19 protein-coding genes are annotated in these 25,445 nt (G+C 52.9%); 10 read left to right on the top strand and 9 right to left on the bottom strand.

From position 1 onward, the window contains the following. The first annotated feature begins 43 nt into the window (after window positions 1-43). A complete protein-coding gene (locus BZK40_RS17095) occupies window positions 44-1,087 on the top strand; it encodes a GMP reductase (RefSeq protein ID WP_003829510.1) in 1,044 nt (347 codons plus the stop codon). A gap of 56 nt (window positions 1,088-1,143) precedes the next feature. Here BZK40_RS17095 and hofC read toward each other — a convergent pair whose 3' ends face one another. From hofC to nadC, 4 genes are all read right to left on the bottom strand, one after another. Continuing rightward, a complete protein-coding gene (gene hofC / locus BZK40_RS17090) occupies window positions 1,144-2,346 on the bottom strand; it encodes a protein transport protein HofC (protein ID WP_079934997.1) in 1,203 nt (400 codons plus the stop codon). Then, the gene (gene gspE, locus BZK40_RS17085; RefSeq protein ID WP_079934996.1) at window positions 2,336-3,721 is read right to left on the bottom strand and encodes a type II secretion system protein GspE; all 1,386 of its coding nucleotides are present in this window, start codon (window positions 3,719-3,721) and stop codon (window positions 2,336-2,338) included. The genes hofC and gspE overlap by 11 nt, the downstream gene beginning before the upstream one ends. Window positions 3,722-3,730: 9 nt before the next feature. Then, entirely contained in the window at window positions 3,731-4,168 is a 438-nt protein-coding gene (gene ppdD, locus BZK40_RS17080) for a prepilin peptidase-dependent pilin (RefSeq protein ID WP_008786205.1), read from the bottom strand. Window positions 4,169-4,411: 243 nt separating this feature from the next. Then, on the bottom strand, window positions 4,412-5,305 hold the full coding sequence (gene nadC / locus BZK40_RS17070; RefSeq protein ID WP_003837454.1) for a carboxylating nicotinate-nucleotide diphosphorylase: 894 nt from the start codon (window positions 5,303-5,305) through the stop codon (window positions 4,412-4,414). An 87-nt stretch (window positions 5,306-5,392) separates the two neighbouring features. Between nadC and ampD the strand changes: the two genes are divergently transcribed. Both ampD and ampE read left to right on the top strand, forming a co-directional pair. Continuing rightward, window positions 5,393-5,956 (top strand): 1,6-anhydro-N-acetylmuramyl-L-alanine amidase AmpD, encoded by a 564-nt coding sequence (gene ampD, locus BZK40_RS17065; protein WP_008786207.1) that lies wholly within the window; start codon window positions 5,393-5,395, stop codon window positions 5,954-5,956. Further along, window positions 5,953-6,807, top strand: a complete 855-nt coding sequence (ampE, locus tag BZK40_RS17060; RefSeq protein WP_079934995.1) for a beta-lactamase regulator AmpE — start codon at window positions 5,953-5,955, stop codon at window positions 6,805-6,807. The genes ampD and ampE overlap by 4 nt, the downstream gene beginning before the upstream one ends. Before the next feature lie 92 nt (window positions 6,808-6,899). On the opposite strand, the gene BZK40_RS17055 is transcribed toward ampE, so the two are convergent. The 3 genes from BZK40_RS17055 to aroP form a co-directional block, all read right to left on the bottom strand. Beyond that, the gene (locus BZK40_RS17055; protein WP_079934994.1) at window positions 6,900-7,850 is read right to left on the bottom strand and encodes a glycoside hydrolase family 43 protein; all 951 of its coding nucleotides are present in this window, start codon (window positions 7,848-7,850) and stop codon (window positions 6,900-6,902) included. After that, window positions 7,850-9,256 carry a glycoside-pentoside-hexuronide (GPH):cation symporter gene (locus BZK40_RS17050; RefSeq protein WP_079934993.1) on the bottom strand — a complete coding sequence of 469 codons (1,407 nt, stop codon included), beginning with the start codon at window positions 9,254-9,256 and terminating at the stop codon, window positions 7,850-7,852. Before BZK40_RS17050 ends, BZK40_RS17055 begins: the two co-directional genes overlap by 1 nt. 159 nt (window positions 9,257-9,415) lie before the next feature. Continuing rightward, a complete protein-coding gene (gene aroP, locus BZK40_RS17045) occupies window positions 9,416-10,789 on the bottom strand; it encodes an aromatic amino acid transporter AroP (RefSeq protein WP_008786209.1) in 1,374 nt (457 codons plus the stop codon). A gap of 564 nt (window positions 10,790-11,353) precedes the next feature. Between aroP and pdhR the strand changes: the two genes are divergently transcribed. From pdhR to traT, 5 genes are all read left to right on the top strand, one after another. After that, complete coding sequence (pdhR, locus tag BZK40_RS17040) at window positions 11,354-12,118, top strand: pyruvate dehydrogenase complex transcriptional repressor PdhR (protein WP_003018699.1); 765 nt, start codon at window positions 11,354-11,356, stop codon at window positions 12,116-12,118. 163 nt (window positions 12,119-12,281) lie between these two features. Beyond that, a complete protein-coding gene (gene aceE / locus BZK40_RS17030) occupies window positions 12,282-14,945 on the top strand; it encodes a pyruvate dehydrogenase (acetyl-transferring), homodimeric type (RefSeq protein ID WP_048214932.1) in 2,664 nt (887 codons plus the stop codon). Window positions 14,946-14,959: 14 nt separating this feature from the next. Then, window positions 14,960-16,849, top strand: coding sequence for a pyruvate dehydrogenase complex dihydrolipoyllysine-residue acetyltransferase (gene aceF, locus BZK40_RS17025; protein ID WP_079934992.1), 1,890 nt, complete (start codon window positions 14,960-14,962; stop codon window positions 16,847-16,849). A 175-nt stretch (window positions 16,850-17,024) separates the two neighbouring features. Continuing rightward, the gene (lpdA, locus tag BZK40_RS17020; protein WP_003829486.1) at window positions 17,025-18,449 is read left to right on the top strand and encodes a dihydrolipoyl dehydrogenase; all 1,425 of its coding nucleotides are present in this window, start codon (window positions 17,025-17,027) and stop codon (window positions 18,447-18,449) included. A gap of 194 nt (window positions 18,450-18,643) precedes the next feature. Next, window positions 18,644-19,375 (top strand): conjugal transfer complement resistance protein TraT, encoded by a 732-nt coding sequence (gene traT, locus BZK40_RS17015; RefSeq protein ID WP_048236127.1) that lies wholly within the window; start codon window positions 18,644-18,646, stop codon window positions 19,373-19,375. A gap of 63 nt (window positions 19,376-19,438) precedes the next feature. Here traT and BZK40_RS17010 read toward each other — a convergent pair whose 3' ends face one another. Beyond that, on the bottom strand, window positions 19,439-20,233 hold the full coding sequence (locus BZK40_RS17010) for a DUF2950 family protein (protein ID WP_008786213.1): 795 nt from the start codon (window positions 20,231-20,233) through the stop codon (window positions 19,439-19,441). Between the two features lie 10 nt (window positions 20,234-20,243). Continuing rightward, window positions 20,244-21,830, bottom strand: a complete 1,587-nt coding sequence (locus BZK40_RS17005) for a DUF3300 domain-containing protein (RefSeq protein ID WP_079934991.1) — start codon at window positions 21,828-21,830, stop codon at window positions 20,244-20,246. A 448-nt stretch (window positions 21,831-22,278) separates the two neighbouring features. Here BZK40_RS17005 and acnB point away from each other — a divergent pair, with 448 nt between their 5' ends. Together acnB and yacL are read left to right on the top strand one after the other, a co-directional pair. Then, window positions 22,279-24,876, top strand: coding sequence for a bifunctional aconitate hydratase 2/2-methylisocitrate dehydratase (acnB, locus tag BZK40_RS16995; protein ID WP_008786215.1), 2,598 nt, complete (start codon window positions 22,279-22,281; stop codon window positions 24,874-24,876). 174 nt (window positions 24,877-25,050) lie between these two features. Continuing rightward, window positions 25,051-25,413: a protein YacL gene (gene yacL / locus BZK40_RS16990; protein ID WP_079934990.1), complete on the top strand. Its 363-nt coding sequence runs from the start codon at window positions 25,051-25,053 to the stop codon at window positions 25,411-25,413. The last annotated feature ends 32 nt before the right edge of the window (window positions 25,414-25,445 follow it).

The raw sequence follows: 25,445 nt of genomic DNA, 5'->3' as shown, positions 1-25,445 counted from the left end.
TTGTGAGTTTCGATTTTTCGCCATTAACCCCAGGAATCCGCACATGCGTATCGAAGAAGATCTGAAGTTAGGTTTCAAAGACGTTCTTATCCGCCCTAAGCGTTCTACTCTCAAAAGCCGTTCCGATGTTGAGCTGGAACGTCAATTTACCTTTAAGCATTCAGGTCAGACCTGGTCCGGCGTACCTATTATTGCCGCGAACATGGACACTGTCGGGACGTTTGCCATGGCAACGGCACTGGCTTCCTTCGACATCCTGACCGCTGTGCACAAACACTATTCTGTTGAAGACTGGGCCGCCTTCATCGCAGAGAGCTCTGCCGATGTGCTCAAACACGTAATGGTTTCAACCGGTACGTCTGATGCAGATTTCGAAAAAACTAAACAGATTCTGGCGCTCAACCCCGCGCTGAACTTTATCTGCATTGATGTGGCTAATGGCTACTCAGAGCATTTTGTTCAGTTCGTGTCGAAAGCGCGTGAAGCATGGCCGACTAAAACGATCTGTGCGGGCAATGTGGTCACCGGTGAAATGTGCGAAGAGCTGGTACTCTCCGGTGCTGATATTGTCAAAGTCGGCATTGGCCCAGGTTCTGTATGTACCACGCGTGTAAAAACCGGCGTTGGCTATCCACAGCTTTCTGCGGTTATTGAATGCGCCGATGCAGCCCACGGTCTGGGTGGCATGATTGTCAGCGACGGCGGCTGCACCATGCCGGGTGACGTGGCAAAAGCGTTCGGTGGCGGTGCAGACTTCGTGATGCTCGGCGGCATGCTGGCTGGTCATGAAGAAAGTGGCGGCAAAATTGTTGAAGAGAACGGTGAGAAATTCATGCTGTTCTACGGTATGAGCTCTGAATCTGCCATGACGCGTCACGTAGGTGGTGTTGCACAGTACCGCGCTGCAGAAGGTAAAACCGTCAAGCTGCCACTGCGCGGCCCGGTTGATAATACCGCTCGCGATATCCTCGGCGGTTTGCGTTCTGCTTGTACCTATGTGGGCGCATCCCGTCTGAAAGAGCTGACCAAACGTACAACGTTTATTCGTGTACAGGAACAAGAAAACCGCGTTTTCAATAGCCTGTAAGAACAGCTAGTTCTGTAAATGCCTGATGGCGTTACGCCGCCATCCGGCATTTGAATCTATGCTACCCCGCTCATCGCATCTCCCAAATGGAAAATCGGTAAATACATCGCGACGACCAGCGTACCGATGATAAGCCCCGTAATGACCAGCAACGCAGGCTCAAGTAATGCAGCCAAATTCTCAGCCTGAGCCAGGGTTTTCTCGCCATGGTGATGAGCAAGATTGCGCAGCATTGCATCCAGCGAGCCGGAAGCTTCACCAGTTCTGACCAGCTGTATACACAATGGGCTGAATTCACAGCTATTTTTAAGTGCTAACCAGATCGGTTTTCCTGAGCTGATGTCCTGCTGAACCAGTGCTAAACGTTGCGACCAGAAAGGGTTAGCCAGCGTTTCGGTAACGCTCTCAAGACCCTGCAAAAAGGGAATGCCCGCATTTTGCGTTAACGCCAGAACAGTGAATATCTGCGTGAGTTTTTGCCCTCTCACCATCGTCCCTATGACCGGGAGGCTGAGCAGCAATTTCTGGCGCAGAATGAGCCAGTACGGTTTCTGCTTTATCAAATGATGTGTGGCAACTGCTACCAGGCCAAGCGCTACCGCCAGCCATCCCCATTGGCTGCTACAGTGTGCGATGGTAATAATCCACTGAGTGAGCGCCGGTAGCGGGGTGTTGAACGTCTGGTAGATAGCGGCAAACTCAGGGAGTACAAACTGCAGCATCGCAAATACGACCATCACCGCCATTGTTATGATGATGATCGGATAGCGCAGGTTTTTTTTAACTTTATCAGCAAGTTGCTGTTGTTTCTTTTGCTGGTAGGCGAGTTCAAAACAGCAGTCGTCCAGCTTACCCGTAAGTTCTCCGGTACGGATCATTGCCTGATAAAGGGGCGGAAAAACGTGTTGCCATTGTGATAACGAGGTGGAGAGGGTAATGCCCTGTTCCATATCGTAAGCCAGCGTACGCAGTAGCGCCTGCCATTGAGTGCTGGGATGCTGTTCAGCAAGCAGAGCTAGCCCTGTTGAGAGCGTTAACCCTGCTTTTAGCAATGTCGCCAGCTGGTGTATGGTTTCGGCACTTCTTGTTCGGCTCCAGTGCGAGGTTTTGACACGCATACGTTTAATGCGCAGCGGCGTAATCTGTTGTTTCTCAAGAGCCAGTATCAATGACGGTCGGGTATCGGCCCATAGTGTGCCTTCCAGCGATTTACCTTCGTTGTTAATGCCTTGCCAGCGCCAAAGCTGTTTAGTGGACATGAGGCATGCCCAGTACACGAATCAGCTCTTCAAATGTCGTTAACCCTTGCTCGACGGCCTGACAGCCATTCTCGAAAAGCGTTCTCATTCCTGATTGCTGAGCATCAGATTCCACTTCGTCTACGGATGTGCCACTGGCAATACTCTGACGTAATGCCGGAGTAACAGGGAGCACTTCAAACAATGCCGCACGACCATAAAATCCGTGATAACAATGTTTGCAGCCAGGGGCCTGCCAATTCGGTAGTGGTGTAGGCCAGACAGTTTTCGGGAGCGTGATAGGCGTACTCTGACGTTGTCGGCAATGGGGGCACAACTTTCTGACCAACCGCTGTGCAATAACGAGCGTCAGCGCGGAGGCGATCATCCAGCGTGCGACACCCATTTGTTGCAGGCGCACCAGCGTTTCACTGGTGGAATTGGTATGCAGCGTAGAAAGAACCAGATGACCTGTTTGTGCGGCCTTAAGGGCTATTTCTGCCGTTTCGCCATCGCGGATTTCACCCACCATGATAATGTCGGGATCCTGGCGCAGCAGCGCGCGCAATACGCCCTGAAAAGTCAAACCGGCGCGTGGGTGAATTTGCGTCTGGTTGAGACCTGCGATCGGGATCTCTACCGGATCCTCCACGCTACAAAGATTCACATCCGGGGTGTTTCGGGTTTGCAGCGCACTGTACAGCGTGACCGTTTTGCCGCTTCCGGTAGGTCCGGTGACCAGAATCAACCCCTGAGGCTGCTGCAAGGCTTGCGAAAATGCGGCCAGCTGCGCGTCTTGCATTCCCAGCGCCGCGATCTCCAGTGACTGATCGACCTGATGAAGTAGCCGTAACACGACTTTTTCGCCGTAGCGACAGGGTAGGGTGGCGATGCGAAACGAGACCGGCTCTCCTGAAATCTCAACGGTAAATTGTCCGTCTTGTGGAAGCCGATGCTCGGCGATATCCAGGCTGCCTAATACTTTTAACCTTGCGGTGATGGCAATGCCCATCTCGGTCGTGACTTCCGGTAAAGCGTGAAGCACGCCATCTACGCGTAATCTGATTCGATAGTGATTTTCCTCGGGTTCAAAATGAATATCAGAAGCCCGTTGCGTCAGAGCGGAATGAAACGTCTGATTCAGCAAGTCTGCCGCGCTGGCGCTGCTTTTCGTGACTACTGCCGGAAGCATTGTCTGCGGTGTATGCGTGTGGCCTTCCATTTGCTGACGTGTCCAGCAGACAATGTCGATGTGTCGGGTGGTGGCAAAATGCAGCGCATCCAGCAGCTCGTGTGATGGGGCGTCTACGACGGCGATATGCACCACTTCATTGTCTGCATCCAGTAATATTGCCTGATAACGTTGGCATAGTGCCGTAAGTTGGGTGGTATTCATCTCTGTTCCTTAGTGGGTATCGAAGCGGAAAACGTCTTCACATGCCTGCTGCAATGCGCTGTCGTTCTGGATGACGCAGTTTCGGTTCCAGCCGGTAATGCCGTTGGCATTGTCCCAACCTGGTGTCATGGTGATGCTTAGCCCGCTCAGGCTTTCCTGCCCACTAAGGCTGACAACTCCCTTTTCAACGCTCATGGCTGAGACGTAACGGGTAGTTGTTGGAGAGGGAATACCATTCGTTCCGGCATCGCAGGTATCTGTTCCGCCATGCTCCAGTGCACAGAGCTCAACCGCCGTGCGATAGGGGACAAAGGTTTGCAGCATGTCCGTCAGCGCGGCTTTGCGCAGATAGTTTTGATATGCCGGAATGCCGATGGCGCTAAGGATGGCAATAATGCCAATCACCACCATGAGTTCGATAAGCGTAAAGCCTCGTTGCTTGTTCATCGTTCGCTCCTTGAGTTTGCTGGCGCTACTTTGGCAAACCGACGGGAGGACGGCGAGAGACAAAAAACAAAACGGGAAAGCGGGTTCAGAGGATTTTTACGAAATTACAGAGTCAGACAATGTACTTGCGAAGAGACTCGAAGAAACTGCCGGGTGGTGGTGTAAATGCCGTATTCGGCTTACGGAATAAACCTGTGTAGTAGGCCCGATAAGCGAAGCGTCATCGGGCAATACAATCAGCAATTAGCGAAATCGCATGGAGAGATCGAGTGCGCGAACATGTTTGGTCAGCGCGCCAACGGAGATAAAGTCCACACCGGTTTCGGCAAATTCGCGCAGCGTTTCATGGGTGACGTTGCCCGACACTTCCAGACGCGCCTGGCCGTTGGTGCGTTTTACCGCTTCGCGCATTTGGTCAGTTTCGAAGTTATCGAGCATGATGATATCGGCCCCGGCTTTCAGCGCGTCGTCCAGTTCATCCAGGCTTTCTACTTCGACTTCAACCGGCACATCCGGGTGCAACCAGAAGGCTTTTTCGACGGCCTGACGTACCGAGCCGGAAGCAATAATGTGGTTTTCTTTAATCAGGAAGGCGTCGGACAGCCCCAAACGATGATTCGCGCCGCCGCCGCACAATACGGCGTATTTTAGCGCGGTACGCAGTCCCGGCAGGGTTTTGCGGGTATCCAGCAGTTGGGTCTTGGTTCCCGCTAACAGGTCGACGTATTTACGCACTTCACTCGCTACACCTGAAAGCGTCTGCACAAAATTCAGCGCAGTACGTTCACCGGTCAGTAAAACGCGGGAAGGGCCGTCCAGTTCAAACAGCGGCTGATTGGCCTTTATGCTGTCGCCATCTTCGACATGCCAGGTGATGTTGACATCATCGCCAGCCAGCTGAATAAAGACCTCTTCCACCCAACGTTTTCCACAAAAAACGCCATCTTCGCGGGTGATTACGGTGGCATGGGAGCGCATGTCTTCGGGTAAAAGCTGTGCGGTGATATCGTTATTGGCATCAACTTCTCCGCCTAAATCTTCACGCAGCGCCTGAGCTACAGCGGCAGGGATATCCAGATTTATGCGTTCCAACAGCGCGTCACGTCGGTAGTCAGGGTTATAGCGGCGAGGCGGCATGATAAAACTCCAAATTGCTAACGAATCATAAGGTGGAAACATGCTACCCTGAACCTGATATGAGCACCACCAATAAGGAGATTCTGCATGTTGTTAGACGAGGGTTGGCTGGCAGAGGCGCGACGCGTCCCCTCTCCGCATTACGATTGCCGCCCGGATGACGAAAACCCTTCTCTGCTGGTGGTGCATAATATCAGCCTGCCGCCCGGCGAGTTTGGCGGCCCGTGGATAGACGCGCTGTTTACGGGCACGATTGATCCCAACGCCCATCCTTATTTTGCCGGGATCGCCCATCTGCGTGTTTCGGCCCATTGTTTGATTCGCCGTGACGGTGAAATCGTGCAATATGTGCCTTTTGATAAACGCGCCTGGCATGCGGGTGTGTCGAGCTATCAAGGGCGGGAACGCTGTAATGATTTTTCAATTGGTATTGAGTTGGAAGGGACGGATACGCTGGCCTATACCGATGCGCAGTATCAGCAACTGGCTGCCGTGACGAATACTCTGATTACGCGTTATCCGGCCATTGCTAACAACATGACAGGACATTGCAATATTGCGCCCGAGCGTAAGACCGATCCCGGGCCGTCCTTTGACTGGGCAAGGTTCCGCGCCCTGGTCACCCCCTCGTCGCACAAGGAGATGACATGACGCTGTTTACAACATTATTGGTGTTGATTGTTGAACGCCTGTTTAAGCTGGGTGAGCACTGGCAGCTTGATCACCGGATTGCAGCTTTTTTCCGCCGGATTAAGCATTTTTCGATGATGCGTACGGTAGGCATGACTCTGATTGCGATGGGAGTGACATTTCTGCTACTGCGCGCACTTCATGGGCTGTTGTTTAATGTTCCGTTGCTGGTGGCGTGGATCTTAATTGGCTTGCTGTGCATCGGTGCTGGCAAGGCGCGCCTTCACTACCACGCTTACCTGAACGCGGCTGCTCGCGATGATGCTCACGCCCGTGATGCGATGGCCAGCGAGCTGACGCTTATCCATGGGGTTCCGCCGGACTGCGATGAGCGTGAATTCTTGCGCGAACTGCAGAACGCGCTGTTATGGAACAACTTCCGTTTTTATCTGGCGCCGTTATTTTGGCTGATTGTCGGTGGTCCGTGGGGACCTGTGACGCTGGTTGGTTATGCTTTTTTACGCGCCTGGCAGTCCTGGCTGGCGCGCTATCAGACACCGCACCAGCGTCTGCAATCAGGCATTGATGCGATCCTGCATGTGCTGGATTGGATCCCGGTGCGTCTGGCGGGCGTGGTCTATGCGCTGTTGGGACATGGTGAGAAAGCGCTGCCGGCCTGGTTTGCCTCGCTTGCGGATCTGCACACGTCGCAATATCAGGTGCTTACGCGTCTGGCGCAGTTCTCGCTGGCGCGTGAACCGCACACCGATAAAGTCGAAACGCCAAAAGCCGCCGTTTCGCTGGCGAAGAAAACCTCGTTTGTGGTGGTGGTGGTTATTGCGGTGCTCACCATTTATGGGGCATTAGTATAGCGTTGTGCCGGATGGCGCTAATGCTTATCCGGCCTACAATGAAAAAACGTGTAGGCCCGGTAAGCGTTAGCGCCACCGGGCAGTGCAGCGGTTTAGTTCGTATCAGCAGGCGGGATGCCAAAATCTGGCATGCCGTTTTCGTCCCAACGCACGAGCTTCAGACGAGTGTGGCGGTTTGGGTCGTACAGCGGATCGCCCTCGATTTCGGTGTAGTTTCTCGCGTGATACACCAGCACATCTTCACCTTCCGGCGTTTGTGTAAAGCTGTTATGTCCTGGCCCAAACTGGCGGTTTTCATAACTGGTGGTAAAGACCGGGCGCGGTGATTTGTGCCAGTTCTGCGGGTTGAGCGGATCGGCGTTGAGGTCAATCCACAATAATCCCATACAGTAGTTCTCATCGGTGGCGCTGGCGGAATAGCTGATAAACAGCTTATCGCCGTGAACCATGACGGCAGGACCTTCATTGACCCAAAAACCCCGGCATTCCCAGTCATACTCAGGGTGACTTAGCATGACCGGCTCGCCTTTAATCGTCCATGGATTTTCCAGCTCAGCGAGATAGATATTGGAGTTTCCGGCGATATCGGGCGACTTCTGCGCCCAGAGGTACCACTGTTTTCCCTGATGGTTAAAGGTGGTGGCATCAAGCGCAAAGGTATCAAACTGCGTTTTAATCTGACCTTTCTCCGTCCACTGCCCGGTCAGCGGATCGGCGTCGGCACATTCGAGCGCAAACATGCGATGCTGGAACATCCCCAGCTTGTCGAGCGACTGTGTGTGAGTGGCAGCAAAATAGATGTACCACTTGCCTGCCAGATGATGGATTTCGGGTGCCCAGATGAGTTGGCTCATGGGGCCGCTTTCTGGTTTGCGCCAGACGACAACCGGGGCGGCGGTGCGCAACCCCTCCAGCGAGTCGGCCCGGCGTATCTCCAGTCGGTCATATTCGGGTACTGAAGCAATGAAATAATAGTGGCTACCGTCACGTAAGATAAACGGATCGGCACGCTGTTCAATAAAGGGATTTGGCCACTGATTCATTAGGCTTTCCTTACGGTTTCAGTCGTTTTTATATCGTGGTATTCATTCAGTTCACGGTAGTTGGCGCGGCGCTTTTCTAAATCTGTCTGGATTTGCTGCATAAACTCGCGGTCAACTTTAAGCAGACGAACCACGCCTGCGGTAATCAGGTAGCCTACGCCCGGTATGATGGTAAACAGCAGCATAATACCGTTAATGGCAGAGTCGCTTTGCGCTTTCACCCCAGCGTCGTAACCGTACCAGGAGAGCAGGAAGCCGACCATCGCTCCGGCAATCGCCAGGCCCAGTTTCAGGAAGAACAGGTTACCTGAGAAGCTGATTCCGGTGATGCGTTTACCGGTTTTCCACTCGCCATAGTCATCGACATCCGCCATCAGCGACCAGTGCAGCGGAGAAGGAATTTGGTGCAGGATGTTGAGCAGGAAGTAGAGCACCATAATCATCATGGTGGCTTTCGGATCGAAGAAGTAAAACGCGGCAGAGAAAATCGCCAGGATAATATTGGTCCAGAAGAAGACTTTCAGTTTGCACCAGCGATCGGTTAATACCTTCGCCAACATACTGCCGATCATCATGCCGACCACACCAAGACTGATAAACAGCGTTGCGAACTGCGTGCTTTGCTGCATAACCCATGTCACGTAGTACATGGTGGCAGCCATGCGAATAAAGCCCGGACAGACGTTGCACAGTGTTAACAGCAGAATTTTTACCCACTGATCGTTCTTCCACACGTCTTTCAGATCGGCTTTTAAATCGTCATTGGTCTGGACAGCAGGGCGTACGCGTTCACGGACCGTAGCGAAGCAAAACAGAAACATACACATGCCGATGAAAGCCAGAACCGCCATCGCCATCTGATACCCTTTGGCTTTGTCTTCCCCGCCGAACCAGTCGGCCATTGGCAGCAAGGTGAGGGACAGCAGCAGGGTTGCAATGCCTACCAACACAAAGCGATATGACTGGCAGGCGACGCGTTCCTTCGGATCGTTGGTGATGACGCTGCCGAGCGAGCAGTAGGGAATGTTGATCGCTGTATAAGTAATAGATAGCAGGAAGTAGGTAACGAACGCATAGATAACTTTGCTGTTATAGGTCCACTCTGGAGTGGTAAACATCAGTACGCTGAATAACGCGTACGGAAAAGCCATCCATAAAAGCCATGGACGAAATCGACCATATTTACTACGGGTGCGGTCGGCCATCGCGCCCATTATAGGGTCGGTAACGGCGTCGATAACGCGTACTGAGAGCAGTAATACGCCGACCAGTGCAGGTGCCAGACCAAAAATGTCGGTGTAAAAATAGTTAACAAACAACATGATGGCGCCAAAGATGATGTTGCATCCGGCGTCGCCCATTCCATAGCCGATCTTTTCTTTCACCGTGAGCTTACTGGTTTCCATCAACTGCACTCCATTAATGAGATATGGAGAGAATTATTGTCCGGTACCGGTGTTTTTGCGTTGCAGGATAACGCCGCTGATATGGACTAAACAGTCGTGAGTGGGAAAGTGTGAGACAGGTAACAACCCCCACCTGACGCAGGTGGGGGGAGGGGGGGATTAATGCGCTTTAACCGCGCCGGCCGTTTTCTGTTTACACAGGTAGCCGATGCCAAGAATGGCAATCCATACAGGGATTAAGTACACCGAGATCGCCATGCCCGGCGTCATCAGCATAATCACCAGTACTGCAGCCATGAAAATCAGGCACACCCAGTTACCCAGCGGATAGAGCAGCGCCGGGAAGCGGGTGGTAACACCCTGCTGCTGTTTGGCTTTGCGGAACTTCATGTGTGCCAGGCTAATCATTGCCCAGTTGATCACCAGTGCGGAAACCACCAGCGCCATCAGCAGGCCAAAGGCGGATTCCGGTGCCAGGTAGTTGATCAGCACACACAGAGCCGTCACCAGTGCGGAAACCAGAATGGTGTTCACCGGTACACCGCGTTTGTCGACGTTCATCAGCGCTTTCGGCGCATTGCCCTGCTGTGCCAGACCGAACAGCATACGGCTGTTGCAGTATACGCAGCTGTTATAGACAGAAAGGGCGGCAGTCAGCACTACGATGTTCAGGGCATTAGCAACAAAGGTGTCGCCCAGCTCGTGGAAAATAAGGACAAACGGGCTGGTATCCGCCGTGACACGCGTCCACGGCATCAGGGAAAGCAGAACCGCCAGCGAACCCACATAGAAAATCAGGATACGGTAGATAACCTGGTTAGTCGCTTTGGGAATGCTTTGCTCCGGGTTATCCGCTTCTGCTGCGGTGATCCCGACCAGCTCCAGCCCACCGAAAGAGAACATGATAATAGCCATCATCATCACCAGACCGGTGAAGCCATGCGGCAGGAAGCCTCCCTGGTCCCACAGGTTGCTGACGCTGGCCTGCGGGCCGCCGTTACCGCTAAACAGTAACCAGCCGCCGAACAGGATCATCGCTACGACGGCAATGACTTTAATAATGGCGAACCAGAACTCCATCTCACCAAACACTTTCACGTTGGTCAGGTTGATGGCGTTGATCAGCACAAAGAAGGCAGCCGCAGACACCCATGTTGGGATCTCCGGGTACCAGAACTGGATGTATTTACCCACGGCAGTTAGCTCAGCCATGGCAACCAGCACGTACAGCACCCAATAGTTCCAGCCGGAAGAGAACCCCGCGAAACCGCCCCAGTATTTATAAGCAAAGTGACTAAATGAGCCTGCAACGGGCTCTTCAACCACCATTTCACCTAACTGACGCATAATCAAAAAGGCGATAAAGCCGGCAATAGCGTAACCCAGAATAATACCCGGTCCTGCAGACTGGATAACGGATGCGCTACCGAGGAATAACCCGGTACCAATCGCGCCACCCAGTGCGATTAGCTGTATATGGCGGTTCTTAAGGCCGCGCTTGAGCTGATCGCCATGCTGTTGACTTTCCATCATGAAACCTCGTGTGTGGTTTTACTCTTCATATTTCGAGTGCTTATTTTTTGAACTACGCAGCAATGCGTGTGTAAGTTTGCAATTCCGTTTGTTGTATTAATTTGTTTACAGATGCTTTTGATAAAATGTTGCCTTAATGCTTTTGTCTTGATCAGAATAATGATATGCGAGCGCGAATGCACCTGCTTTATGCGGGGAAGATGACGAGTTGAATAAAAAGAAACCATTTGTAAATGCGAGTTTATCTACCACAAAATTTCCATTTTGAATTTCTATTCATTAATAGTGGTTGATATATCGATAAATAAGCAGGTGAATCGGTTCAGATGAGATAATTTTTCGTTTCAATTCCGTTAAAACTACCCCGAGGTGGGTAAATTTAACATTTGTGCATAGTTACATGTTTGAAACGTTATTTCTGTAATGTTGTTAAAATATGCCTCCTTTACTGATTTCAATCAAAACCTGTATGGACAGAAGGTGAATACTTTGTTACTTTAGCGTCAAGAACATGAAATTGGTAAGACCAATTGACTCCGGGCAAATGGCTTAAGACAGGAAATCATGGCCTACAGCAAAATCCGCCAACCAAAACTCTCCGATGTGATTGAGCAGCAGCTGGAGTTTTTAATTCTTGAGGGGACACTTCGCCCCGGAGAAAAACTCCCACCGGAACGCGAGCTGGCAAAACAGTTCGACGTCTCCCGCCCCTCCTTACGCGAGGCGATCCAACGCCTTGAAGCGAAGGGCTTACTGCTTCGTCGTCAGGGCGGTGGCACTTTTGTTCAGAGCAGCCTGTGGCAGAGCTTTAGCGACCCACTGGTAGAGCTGCTCTCCGACCATCCTGAATCCCAGTTTGACCTGCTTGAGACGCGCCATGCGCTGGAAGGTATTGCGGCTTATTACGCTGCACTGCGCAGCACGGATGAAGACAAAACGCGTATCCGTGAACTCCACCATGCGATCGAGCTTGCTCAACAGTCCGGCGATCTTGACGGCGAATCTGATGCGGTACTCCAGTATCAAATTGCTGTCACCGAAGCGGCACACAATGTGGTGCTGCTCCATTTGCTAAGGTGTATGGAACCGATGCTGGCCCAGAACGTTCGGCAAAACTTCGAATTGCTGTATGCGCGTCGTGAAATGCTGCCACTGGTTAGCAGTCACCGTACCCGTATTTTTGAAGCAATTATTGCCGGGAAGCCGGAAGAGGCGCGTGAAGCGTCCCACCGTCACCTGGCGTTTATCGAAGAGATCCTGCTGGACAGAAGCCGTGAGGAAAGCCGTCGTGAACGCGCCTTACGCCGTCTGGAGCAACGAAAGAATTAGTGATTTTTCTGGTAGAACGTTAACCAGAAGATGTTGTAAATCAAGCGCCATATAAAGTGCGCGGCAACTAAACGCAGAACCTGTCTTATTACGCTCTCTGGCGAGAACGTAATGGGACAGGTTCCAGATAACTCAACGTATTAGATAGATAAGGAATACCCCCATGTCAGAACGTTTCCCAAATGACGTGGATCCGATCGAAACTCGCGACTGGCTACAGGCGATCGAATCGGTCATCCGTGAAGAAGGTGTTGAGCGTGCTCAGTATCTGATCGACCAACTGCTTTCAGAAGCTCGCAAAGGCGGCGTGAAAGTAGCGGCAGGTGCAGGGGCCAGCAATTATGTAAACACTATTGCCGTTGAAGATGAACCGGAATACCCGGGCAATCTGGAGCTGGAACGTCGTATTCGTTCTGCTATCCGCTGGAACGCCATTATGACCGTACTGCGCGCGTCTAAAAAGGACCTCGAGCTGGGTGGCCACATGGCATCCTTCCAGTCCTCCGCAACGGTATATGATGTTTGCTTCAACCACTTCTTCCGCGCACGCAACGAGCAAGATGGCGGCGATCTGGTGTACTTCCAGGGTCACATCTCTCCGGGCATCTACGCACGCGCATTCCTGGAAGGTCGTCTGACTGAAGAGCAGATGAACAACTTCCGTCAGGAAGTACATGGCAAAGGCCTGTCTTCCTATCCGCACCCGAAACTGATGCCAGAATTCTGGCAGTTCCCGACCGTATCTATGGGTCTGGGCCCAATCGGTGCTATCTACCAGGCTAAATTCCTGAAATATCTGGAACACCGTGGCCTGAAAGATACCTCTAAACAGACCGTTTACGCCTTCCTAGGCGACGGCGAGATGGATGAGCCAGAATCTAAAGGTGCGATCACCATCGCGACCCGTGAAAAACTGGACAACCTGGTCTTTGTTATCAACTGTAACCTGCAGCGTCTTGACGGCCCGGTAACCGGTAACGGCAAGATTGTTAATGAACTGGAAGGCATCTTCGCGGGCGCTGGCTGGAACGTTATCAAAGTCATGTGGGGCGGTCGTTGGGATGAGCTGCTGCGTAAAGACACCAGCGGTAAACTGATCCAGCTGATGAACGAAACCGTTGACGGCGACTACCAGACCTTCAAATCCAAAGATGGCGCATACGTACGTGAGCACTTCTTCGGTAAATACCCGGAAACCGCAGCACTGGTTGCTGACTGGACTGACGAGCAGATTTGGGCTCTGAACCGTGGTGGTCACGATCCGAAGAAAGTCTACGCTGCACTGAAAAAAGCGCAGGAAACCAAAGGCAGAGCAACTGTAATCCTGGCCCATACCATCAAAGGTTACGGCATGGGTGACACTGCTGAAGGTAAAAACATCGCTCACCAGGTTAAGAAAATGAACATGGACGGCGTGCGTTATATCCGCGACCGTTTCAACGTTCCTGTGACCGATGAGCAGGTTGAAAACCTGTCTTACATCACCTTCCCGGAAGGTTCTGAAGAGCACACTTATCTGCACGCTCAGCGTCAGAAACTGCATGGCTACCTGCCAGCTCGTCAGCCGAACTTCACCGAGAAGCTGGAACTGCCAGCTCTGGAAGACTTCGGTGCGCTGCTGGAAGAGCAGAACAAAGAAATCTCCACCACTATCGCTTTCGTTCGTGCCCTGAACGTGATGCTGAAGAACAAGTCGATCAAAGATCGTCTGGTTCCGATCATCGCTGACGAAGCGCGTACTTTCGGTATGGAAGGTCTGTTCCGTCAGATTGGTATCTACAGCCCGAACGGTCAGCAGTACACCCCGCAGGACCGTGAGCAGGTTGCTTACTACAAAGAAGACGAGAAAGGTCAGATCCTGCAGGAAGGTATCAACGAACTGGGTGCAGGCGCATCCTGGCTGGCTGCTGCGACTTCTTACAGCACCAACGATCTGCCGATGATCCCGTTCTACATCTACTACTCCATGTTCGGGTTCCAGCGTATTGGTGACCTGTGCTGGCAGGCAGGCGACCAACAGGCTCGTGGCTTCCTGATTGGTGGTACTTCCGGTCGTACGACGCTGAACGGTGAAGGTCTGCAGCACGAAGATGGTCACAGCCATATTCAGTCTCTGACTATCCCGAACTGTATCTCTTACGATCCGTCTTACGCGTACGAAGTTGCGGTCATCATGCACGATGGTCTGGAGCGTATGTACGGTGAGAAACAAGAGAACGTTTACTACTACATCACCACGCTGAACGAAAACTACCACATGCCGGCAATGCCAGCAGGTGCCGAGGAAGGTATCCGTAAAGGTATCTACAAACTCGAAACCCTCGAAGGTAAGAAAGGTAAAGTTCAGCTGCTGGGCTCCGGTTCTATCCTGCGTCACGTGCGTGAAGCAGCACAGATCCTGGCGAACGACTACGGTGTAGGATCTGACGTTTACAGCGTAACCTCCTTCACTGAACTGGCGCGTGATGGCCAGGATTGTGAGCGCTGGAACATGCTGCACCCGATGGAAACTCCGCGCGTTCCGTACATCGCTCAGGTGATGAACGACGCTCCGGCAGTGGCATCTACTGACTATATGAAACTGTTTGCCGAACAGGTTCGTACTTATGTACCGGCTGATGATTATCGCGTACTGGGTACTGACGGTTTCGGTCGCTCTGACAGCCGTGAAAACCTGCGTCACCACTTCGAAGTTGATGCTTCCTACGTGGTTGTAGCGGCCCTGGGCGAACTGGCTAAACGTGGCGAAATCGATAAGAAAGTGGTTGCTGACGCAATCATCAAATTCAACATCGATGCAGATAAAGTTAACCCGCGTCTGGCGTAAGAGGTAAAAGAATAATGGCTATCGAAATCAATGTACCGGACATCGGGGCTGATGAAGTTGAAATCACCGAGATCCTGGTCAAAGTAGGCGACAAAGTTGAAGCTGAACAGTCGCTGATCACCGTAGAAGGCGACAAAGCCTCTATGGAAGTTCCGTCCCCTCAGGCGGGTATCGTTAAAGAGATCAAAGTCTCTGTTGGCGACAAAACTGAGACCGGCAAACTGATCATGATTTTCGATTCCGCCGACGGTGCAGCACCTGCTGCACCTGTTCAGGCAGAAGAGAAGAAAGAAGCAGCTCCGGCAGCAGCACCTGCTGCCTCTGCGGCGAAAGACGTACACGTACCTGACATCGGCGGCGACGAAGTAGAAGTTACCGAGATCATGGTTAAAGTGGGCGACACCGTTGCGGCTGAACAGTCTCTGATCACCGTTGAAGGTGACAAAGCCTCTATGGAAGTTCCGGCGCCGTTCGCAGGTACCGTTAAAGAGATCAAAATCAACACGGGTGACAAAGTGTCTACCGGTTCCCTGATTATGGTCTTCGAAGTGGCGGGCGCAGCGCCTGCTGCTGCACCGGCTCAGGCGGCTGCTCCAGCAGCAGCGGCGGCTCCGGCAGCTTCCGGCTCGAAAGAAGTTAACGTACCGGATATCGGTGGTGACGAAGTTGAAGTCACTGAAGTGATGGTTAAAGTGGGCGATAAAATTGCCGCTGAGCAGTCACTGATCACCGTTGAAGGCGATAAAGCGTCGATGGAAGTTCCGGCACCGTTCGCGGGTACCGTGAAAGAAATCAAAATCAGCACCGGCGACAAAGTTAAAACCGGTTCTCTGATTATGGTCTTCGAAGTCGAAGGCGCAGCACCTGCAGCCGCTCCTGCACAAGCAGCAGCTCCGGCTCCGGCCGCTGCACCAGCGCCTGCGCAAGCCGCAGCTCCGGCCGCAAAAGCGGAAGGCAAATCTGAGTTTGCTGAAAACGACGCTTACGTTCATGCAACGCCGCTGATTCGTCGCCTGGCGCGCGAATTCGGTGTGAACCTGGCGAAAGTGAAAGGTTCTGGCCGTAAAGGTCGTATCCTGCGTGAAGACGTTCAGGCTTACGTGAAAGACGCTATCAAGCGTGCTGAAGCGGCTCCGACTGCAGCAGCAGGTGGCGGTATCCCGGGCATGCTGCCTTGGCCGAAAGTGGACTTCAGCAAGTTTGGTGAAATCGAAGAAGTGGAACTGGGCCGTATCCAGAAAATCTCTGGTGCTAACCTGAGCCGTAACTGGGTGATGATCCCGCACGTTACTCACTTCGATAAGACCGATATCACCGATCTGGAAGCGTTCCGTAAACAGCAGAACGCCGAAGCTGAAAAACGTAAACTGGACGTGAAATTCACCCCAGTAGTCTTCATCATGAAAGCCGTTGCCGCAGCTCTGGAACAGATGCCGCGCTTCAACAGCTCCCTGTCTGAAGACGGTCAGCGCCTGACCCTGAAGAAATACATCAACATCGGTGTAGCGGTTGATACTCCGAATGGTCTGGTTGTTCCGGTCTTCAAAGACGTGAACAAGAAGAGCATTACCGAGCTGTCTCGTGAACTGACCGTGATCTCCAAGAAAGCGCGTGATGGCAAGCTGACCGCTGGCGAAATGCAGGGCGGTTGCTTCACCATCTCCAGCATCGGTGGCCTGGGTACTACCCACTTCGCGCCGATTGTGAACGCGCCGGAAGTGGCTATCCTCGGTGTCTCCAAGTCCTCTATGGAGCCAGTGTGGAACGGTAAAGAGTTTATGCCGCGTCTGATGATGCCGATTTCGCTCTCCTTCGACCACCGTGTAATTGACGGTGCGGATGGTGCGCGCTTTATCACCATCATCAACAACATGCTGTCTGACATTCGCCGCCTGGTGATGTAAGCGAAAAAGCCGGCCCGACGGCCGGCTTTTTTCTGGTAATCTCATGAAGTCAGTGAGGTTATTGTGCGAAAGACAAATCGGTTGCCGTTTGTTGTTTCAAAATTGTTAACAATTTTGTAAAATACGGGCGGATAGAACGACCCGCTGGACGACGGGTATAAATTAAGAGGTCATGATGAGCACTGAAATCAAAACTCAGGTCGTGGTACTTGGGGCAGGCCCTGCAGGTTACTCTGCTGCCTTCCGTTGCGCAGATTTAGGTCTGGAGACCGTCATCGTAGAACGTTACAGCACCCTTGGCGGTGTTTGTCTGAACGTCGGCTGTATCCCTTCTAAAGCGCTGCTGCACGTAGCAAAAGTTATCGAAGAAGCCAAAGCGCTGGCTGAACACGGTATCGTTTTTGGCGAGCCGAAAACCGATATCGACAAGATTCGTACCTGGAAAGAAAAAGTTATCACTCAGCTGACCGGCGGTCTGGCGGGTATGGCCAAAGGCCGTAAAGTGAAAGTGGTTAACGGTCTGGGTAAATTTACCGGGGCAAACACCCTGGAAGTTGAAGGCGAAAACGGCAAAACCGTGATCAACTTCGACAACGCAATCATCGCGGCGGGTTCCCGTCCGATCGAACTGCCGTTTATTCCGCATGAAGATCCGCGCGTGTGGGATTCCACCGATGCACTGGAATTGAAAACTGTTCCTAAGCGCCTGCTGGTAATGGGCGGCGGTATCATCGGTCTGGAAATGGGTACCGTGTACCATGCGCTGGGTTCAGAGATCGACGTGGTTGAAATGTTCGATCAGGTTATCCCGGCTGCCGACAAAGACGTGGTTAAAGTCTTCACCAAGCGCATCAGCAAGAAGTTCAACCTGATGCTGGAAACCAAAGTGACCGCCGTTGAAGCGAAAGAAGACGGTATCTACGTTTCCATGGAAGGCAAAAAAGCCCCTGCCGAAGCTCAGCGTTACGATGCTGTGCTGGTCGCTATCGGTCGTGTACCGAACGGTAAAAACCTCGACGCGGGCAAAGCTGGCGTGGAAGTTGACGACCGTGGCTTCATCCGCGTTGACAAACAGCTGCGCACCAACGTACCGCACATCTTTGCTATCGGCGATATCGTCGGTCAGCCGATGCTGGCACACAAAGGTGTTCATGAAGGTCACGTTGCCGCTGAAGTTATCGCCGGCAAGAAACACTACTTCGATCCGAAAGTTATCCCATCCATTGCATACACTGAACCAGAAGTTGCATGGGTTGGTCTGACCGAGAAAGAAGCGAAAGAAAAAGGCATTAGCTACGAAACCGCCACCTTCCCGTGGGCTGCTTCTGGCCGTGCTATCGCTTCCGATTGCGCAGACGGTATGACCAAACTGATTTTCGACAAAGAATCTCACCGTGTTATCGGTGGTGCGATTGTCGGTACCAACGGCGGCGAGCTGCTGGGCGAAATCGGTCTGGCGATCGAAATGGGTTGTGACGCAGAAGATATCGCGCTGACCATCCACGCGCACCCGACTCTGCACGAGTCCGTGGGCCTGGCGGCAGAAATCTTTGAAGGTAGCATTACCGACCTGCCAAACCCGAAAGCGAAGAAAAAGTAATCTTCCCGCTTTTGTGAAAACGCCTCTTCGGAGGCGTTTTTTTTGCCTGAAAACTACCAGTTTTAGTAGTCATCTCATTGATATTTCCACTAAAAAAAATTGCGCAACTGCCGATACTTTTTTCGCCATTGTGTGGCTACTGGCCGCACGGAGAAGAGGCTCTGGACTCTCTATTACACGAAAAAGGAAAATACATGTCTTTAAAAAAAATCGCGGTTGTTGGCATGGTTGTCGCGACAATGACGCTGACCGGTTGTGGTGCGATGACCACCGCCGTTAAAAAACGTAACCTTGAAGTGAAAACGCAGATGAGTGAAACCATCTGGCTGGAGCCTTCCAGCGAGAAGACCGTCTACATTCAGGTAAAAAACACCTCTGACAAAGACATGAGTAACCTGCAAACCCTGCTGGCAAATGACCTGTCAGCGAAGGGGTATAAAGTGACCAGTTCGCCAGACAGCGCTTATTACTGGGTGCAGGCGAACGTGTTGAAAGCGGACAAAATGGATCTGCGTGAAGCTCAAGGCTTCCTGAAAACGGGTTACGAAGGTGCCGCGATGGGCGCAGCGCTGGGCGCGGGGATTACCGCTTATAACAGCAACTCCTCTGGTGCGGCGCTGGGTGTTGGTATCGCGGCGGGGCTGATCGGCATGGCCGCGGATGCGATGGTGGAAGACGTAAACTACACCATGGTTACTGACCTGCAAATCTCTGAACGCAGCAAAGCGAAAGTGACAACGGATAATGTTGCTGCATTGCGTCAAGGGACATCTGGCATCAAGCTGCAAACCAGCAGCGCGCAAGGCGATCGCGCAAAATACCAGACCCGCGTTGTGTCTAATGCTAACAAAGTGAATCTGAAGTTCGAAGAAGCGAAGCCGGTGTTGGAAGCTCAACTGGCGAAATCTGTCGCTAACATCCTGTAATTTGTTGCGGGTTGCCGGGGGGCGGCTATGCCTTACCCGGCCTACTAACCTTCCGACTCGGTATTAGGGCGCTACAGGTTGCCAGTTTTTATCCGGATGGAATGTGGTTAACGCTTGTGCTTTCTGCTGTGATTCAACACCGAGATCGGCCTGGTAGACTTTGTCTTCACCGTTAATCATAAAACTCATCACGCCGGTGTGATCGTAGCTAACGGGCCAGGCTACCATGGCAAAACCGCTGGTTTTATCGGGAAGGATCCGGAAGCGATAGCCGTGATAGCCCATGCCCGGCTCCTGTGGACTGAAGGCTGGGCCAAGCGGGCTTGGCGCTTCGCCCGGCGAAACAGGCCAGTACAGACCATCCTTTTTCCCTTCAGAACTGACAATCTTTTGCGCGTATTTCTGGTTCATCGCAAAATAGCTCTGCTGAGCATCCACATAGGCGTGCAACGCCTCGATGGCAGCAAGTTCGTTGCGTCCAATCTCACGGGTCAGGATCTCTTCGGCCGCTTCCTTGATATCAAATTGCCAGCCTGAAGCGTTTTTGACGACCGGGATTGGCAGTTGCCAGTCGCTGTCCCCAACCACAAGATGCGCCGTATTGCCGTCGATGACAGTGCTATGGCGTACCTTCCAGTCACGCAGGAAGCGATCAACCGCATCAGGATCGACGCCTTCTGGCGGCAGAAAATCACGCCAGTTTTCCCCGAGCAGGTTGCTCATTGCACTTTCATTTTGCTCACTGATAGCGTTTGCCAGCGCATCTGTTGCCTGGTCTGGTGTGCTGAAGGATTGTTGTGCCATCGCGGTGGCCGAAACCATGAACAACACCATTCCACTGAGTAGTTTATTTTTCATGTCGGTTCCCTTAACGATGACGGAATTCACGGTGTTCAGCACGCCCGCCAGAAGGCTGGCGTGATGGCTGATTACGGGCGACCTGCCGGCTCTGGGCACCTCGCTGTTGCTGTGCCTGCCAGTTGGCGGAGCGACTGTCGTTACCGCTCAGCGCATTGGCGCGTGGCTGGCTGGTTCGCTGTTGAAGATTGCGCTGTTGTACATTGCGTTGCTGCGCCGGTTGCGTGACCCGTTTCTCCTGTCGCTGGGCGACTGCCTGGCGATTCTCCCGCTGCTGAGTGCTCGTCCGCTTCGCGGTTTGCGGTTTGGTATCGTAACCGCGGTAGTTATTACGTTGGGAAATTTGCTTCAGTTGTTGATTCGATGCCTGACGCTGGGCGTCTCTCGTGCCCGTACGCGCCGTTTGCGGGAATGTTTTCCCCGTCGATTTTTCCATCTGGCTCAGGGCTGCCTGGCGCTGGTTATCACGGTTGACCGGTCTTTGCTGAGTCGAACTTAACCCGGTTGCCGTGTTAGTGGAGTGGAAGCGGTTATTGAGCTGGCTATTTGGGTAAGGCACACCCTCACGGTAGGCTGGGTTATGCTGCCAGGTACGGTTGGCATCTGTCAGGCGCTGACCACTGATTTTATTGAAGTTATCAACGTTAATGTTGATGTTGTTATCACCGTTGCGGTTATAGCCGCCATGGTTATCCCAGTCATCATTATGATGGTGGTCGTCGTCGTCATCCCAGTCGATGTTGCTGAAGATGGCATAGGTTGTGGCGACACCAAGGCTGAAGCCTAAACCATTGACGAAGCTGTTACCAAATTGCTCACCGGGCGTTGGTGGCAGATAGGTTGGCGGATAGGCGGTATTCGGCCAGGTACCGTAAACCGTGTTCGGGTTATAGGTTGGAACATACACCACCTGCGGATCGGCGGATTCAATCTTGATGACCGTAGGGCTTGTCGTGGTGGTAGTGCTGGTTGTTGACGTGCTGGTGGCGGTTTTCGCCGGTGCCGCTTTGGTCACGGTGGTGACGGTCTGTTGCGGTGTTGATTGCAGCGCGCCGGTTTGTTGCGCCAGCGCGCGCAGACGTTGAACGGAATCCATGACGTCCTTCGGCTGTGCGAGGAAAGCATCGCCCAGACTTTGTACCCACGGCGGATTTTCACCCATCAGCGACATCAACTGAGGAAAGGCAACCAGCGATTTCACGCTGGGATCCCAGGGCTGGCTGGCAACTGCCTGAATGGCGGCATCGCCCTGCATTTTGGGATTGTCTTTTGACCACTGTGCGGCCTGGATGACGTTAGCCGGATAGGTTGAGGCCATCAAAATTTGTGACAACAGCGAGTCTGGATAGAGCGCGATGGGTGCAACCCACTGATCGATCTGTGCTGCCGAGTAGGTTGGTGCCACGGCGGGCGCTGTTTGGTCGGCCGGGGCAGGGGCCGCTACGGGAGCTGGGGCCGGTGTTGACGGTTGCTGCGCAACGGGGGGCGGAGGAGCAGGCTCCGTTGTGCGACTTTTAACAAACATCACGCCAGAGGCGGCAAACAGCCCGGCACTGCACAAAAGGACAAGCAGATGTGGCTTAAGGGGCAACTTCATAAAATGACTCCAACGAGACGAGCGCTGTGCCGTGAGGCGTTCCTGTTGCCGCGAGTATTATTCACCCGTGTTAGACAGTTTTGACTTTTATGGTTGATTCACCAGGTAGGTCCGAAAAAAGAGTGTGAGTATTTATTACACAATTATATGTGATGGCGGAAAAATCGCTGGAATATTCAGCCGATCGCGCTTGAAAATTAACCGTTTATGGGTGGTTTTAAGCTGACTTAATTTCACCTCGCCTTGTCGCTATACCATTCTTAACGATTCAGCCAATTTTTTATGTTGCTTTTTTGTAAACGGATTAACACTTAATGAAAATCCTGTTATTGTGCCTTATGCGGTACCGGGCATTTACCCTACTAACTACTGTCTCACAGGAGCGTGAAGAGAATCGCCCATCTACAAAAGCGCCGCATTATGACAATGAGAGCGAGGAGATATCGTCGTGCTAGAAGAATACCGTAAGCACGTAGCTGAGCGTGCTGCCCAGGGGATTGTGCCAAAACCTTTAGACGCAACCCAAATGGCTGCACTTGTCGAGCTGCTGAAGACCCCGCCTGTGGGCGAAGAAGAATTCCTGTTAGACCTGTTGATCAACCGCGTTCCTCCTGGCGTAGATGAAGCCGCTTATGTTAAAGCTGGTTTTCTCGCCGCTGTCGCAAAAGGCGACACCACCTCCCCGCTGGTTACCCCAGAAAAAGCCATTGAACTGCTGGGTACCATGCAGGGTGGCTACAACATTCATCCGCTGATCGACGCGCTGGACGATGCAAAACTGGCGCCGATTGCCGCCAAAGCGCTCTCTTCAACGCTGCTGATGTTCGATAACTTCTACGATGTAGAAGAAAAAGCCAAAGCGGGCAACGAATATGCGAAGCAGGTAATGCAATCCTGGGCTGATGCCGAATGGTTCCTGAACCGTCCAGCTCTGGCTGAAAAAATCACCGTTACCGTCTTTAAAGTGACGGGTGAAACCAACACCGATGACCTTTCTCCGGCACCGGATGCATGGTCTCGCCCGGATATCCCTCTGCACGCGCTGGCGATGCTGAAAAACGCCCGTGAAGGTATCGAACCGGATCAGCCGGGCGTGGTTGGCCCGATCAAACAGATCGAAGAATTGCAGAAAAAAGGTTACCCGCTGGCTTATGTGGGTGATGTTGTCGGTACCGGTTCTTCGCGTAAATCCGCAACCAACTCCGTGCTGTGGTTCATGGGTGACGACATTCCTCATGTGCCGAACAAGCGTGGCGGCGGCCTGTGCCTCGGCGGCAAAATTGCACCTATCTTCTTCAACACCATGGAAGATGCGGGCGCACTGCCGATTGAAGTGGACGTGTCGAACATGAACATGGGCGACGTGATTGACGTTTACCCGTTCAAAGGCGAAGTACGCAACCACGAAACCGGCGAACTGCTGGCAAGCTTTGAGCTGAAAACCGAAGTCCTGATCGACGAAGTACGCGCCGGTGGCCGTATCCCGCTGATCATCGGTCGTGGCCTGACCACCAAGGCGCGCGAAGCGCTGGGTCTGCCGCACAGCGACGTATTCCGTCAGGCGAAAGACGTGGCGGAAAGCAGTCGTGGCTTCTCCCTGGCACAGAAAATGGTTGGCCGCGCTTGCGGCGTGAAAGGCATCCGTCCGGGCGCGTACTGCGAACCGAAGATGACCTCCGTCGGTTCTCAGGATACTACTGGCCCTATGACCCGTGACGAACTGAAAGACCTGGCGTGCCTGGGCTTCTCGTCTGACCTGGTGATGCAGTCCTTCTGCCACACTGCGGCGTATCCGAAGCCGGTTGACGTGAACACGCATCACACGCTGCCAGACTTCATCATGAACCGCGGCGGTGTGTCGCTGCGTCCGGGCGACGGCGTTATTCACTCCTGGCTGAACCGCATGCTGCTGCCGGATACCGTAGGTACCGGTGGTGACTCCCATACCCGTTTCCCGATTGGTATTTCCTTCCCGGCAGGTTCTGGTCTGGTGGCGTTTGCTGCGGCGACCGGCGTGATGCCGCTGGATATGCCGGAATCCGTTCTGGTGCGTTTCAAAGGCAAAATGCAGCCGGGTATCACCCTGCGCGATCTGGTACACGCCATCCCGCTGTACGCGATCAAACAGGGTCTGCTGACCGTTGAGAAGAAAGGTAAGAAGAACATCTTCTCTGGCCGCATTCTTGAAATCGAAGGTCTGCCGGATCTCAAAGTAGAGCAGGCGTTCGAATTGACCGACGCCTCCGCTGAACGTTCTGCTGCCGGTTGTACCATCAAGCTGAACAAAGAGCCGATCGTTGAGTATCTGAGCTCTAACATCGTTCTGCTGAAGTGGATGATCGCAGAAGGTTACGGCGATCGCCGTACGCTGGAACGTCGTGTGCAGGGCATGGAAAAATGGCTGGCGGATCCGCAGTTGCTGGAAGCCGACGCTGACGCAGAATACGCGGCAGTGATCGACATCGATCTGGCGGATATCAAAGAGCCAATCCTGTGTGCACCGAACGATCCGGACGATGCGCGTCTGCTGTCTGACGTACAGGGCGAGAAGATCGACGAAGTGTTCATCGGCTCCTGCATGACTAACATCGGCCACTTCCGTGCCGCTGGTAAGCTGCTGGATGCGCACAAAGGCCAACTGCCAACGCGTCTGTGGGTGGCTCCGCCAACCCGTATGGATGCGGCACAGCTGACCGAAGAAGGTTATTACAGCGTGTTCGGTAAGAGCGGTGCGCGTATCGAAATTCCAGGCTGCTCTCTGTGCATGGGTAACCAGGCGCGTGTAGCCGACGGCGCAACGGTGGTGTCGACCTCTACCCGTAACTTCCCGAACCGTTTAGGTACCGGGGCGAACGTCTACCTGGCTTCTGCGGAACTGGCGGCGGTTGCGGCGCTCATCGGCAAACTGCCGACGGCGGAAGAGTATCAGACCTATGTGGCGCAGGTAGATAAAACGGCCGTAGATACTTACCGTTATCTGAACTTCGACCAGCTGTCTCAGTACACCGAGAAAGCGGATGGTGTGATTTTCCAGACCGCGGTGTAATGCCCTAAAGCATTTTGTGTAAAAACGCATCAATGCCCGGAGAAGTCTGCTTCTCCGGGCATTTTTATTTCTATTCCTTATACCCACTACGCTTTTTTTCTGCCGCGCTGCTGCGATAATTACAGCAAGGCGCAATGCGGTATTGGCGCATTGCCGGGAGTAGAGGAAGACATTATGGATTACGAATTTCTGCGCGATATTACCGGGGTGGTAAAAGTGCGTATGTCCATGGGCCACGAGGTGGTGGGGCACTGGTTTAATGAGGAAGTGAAAGAAAACCTGGCCTTACTTGATGAAGTGGAACAGGCAGCGCGTGCGGTTAAGGGCAGTGAGCGCTCCTGGCAGCGAGTAGGGCATGAATACACGCTCTGGCTGGATGGCGAAGAAGTGATGGTTCGCGCTAATCAGCTGGAGTTCTCTGGCGATGAGATGGAAGAGGGGATGAGCTACTACGACGAAGAAAGTTTTTCGCTCTGTGGTGTAGAGGACTTTCTTCAGGTTGTGGCGGCATACCGCGAATTTGTGCATCAATCCTGAGATATTTCAGATATCAATGAAGCCGGGTGAGA

It is taken from the genome of Citrobacter portucalensis (genome assembly GCF_002042885.1).
GTDB lineage: Bacteria > Pseudomonadota > Gammaproteobacteria > Enterobacterales > Enterobacteriaceae > Citrobacter > Citrobacter portucalensis.
The sequence above is the reverse complement of the archived record's forward strand: the minus strand, read 5'-3'. Positions and strand labels throughout refer to the sequence as shown.